Below are 733 nucleotides of genomic sequence, written 5' to 3'. Positions count from 1 at the left end.
ATGACAATATTTGGCGATGTTCGGGTGCGCCCAACGAAAGAATGTCCGCTCATACTCATGGCGATCAAGCCGAGGTCTATCGTACATTCCCGCTGACTGCCTCTGCCGCTGAGCTTCACTAAGAATAATCGCTGCCGCTACAGACACATTGAACGATTCAACCATTCCCATCATAGGNATAATAATATGCCTGTCGACAAGTTCAGCTGCCTCATCGCTTACACCTTGTTTTTCATTGCCAACTAGGATCGCACAAGGACGCGTATAGTCGACTTCGCGAAAATCAACTGCCTCCTTGGACAAATGCGCAGCATATACTTGATAAGATTGATCTTGGAGATGAGATATGCCGTCTCGCAGGGACTCATGTCGCTGAATATTCACCCAGCGATCACTACCCATGGCTGTCCCGGAGTAAGGTCGGTGCTTATCCCAAGGCCAGACCATGTGCAATTCATGCATGCCCACCGCATCACCGGTTCTGACCAAAGCGGCGATATTCCGAGGCTTATGTATTTGCTCCGCCAGCACCGTTAGGTCTGGCTGACGGCGATCCAATGTTTGCCTTAGTTTAAGGTAACGCTCTGGAGTCATATAACAAATGGGCGTAGGAGAATAATCCAAATATTTAGTACCGCCATACCGAGGATAGAGAGCCAAGTTAGAATCGTTCCGTAAAAGCGCCCAGTGCTTAACCCATCAACACGCGACAAGCCCCAAGCATGCATAACGC

Annotated in this window: 1 protein-coding gene; it reads right to left on the bottom strand. The window is 49.3% G+C overall.

The annotated features are described in order from the left end of the window. On the bottom strand, positions 1–594 hold a 594-nt coding region (gene trmH / locus A3750_RS14270; protein ID WP_068548389.1), incomplete at its 3' end, for a tRNA (guanosine(18)-2'-O)-methyltransferase TrmH. Positions 595–733: the final 139 nt, after the last annotated feature.

It is taken from the genome of Oleiphilus sp. HI0079, from assembly GCF_001635105.1.
This window is presented reverse-complemented; position numbering and strand designations above follow the sequence as displayed.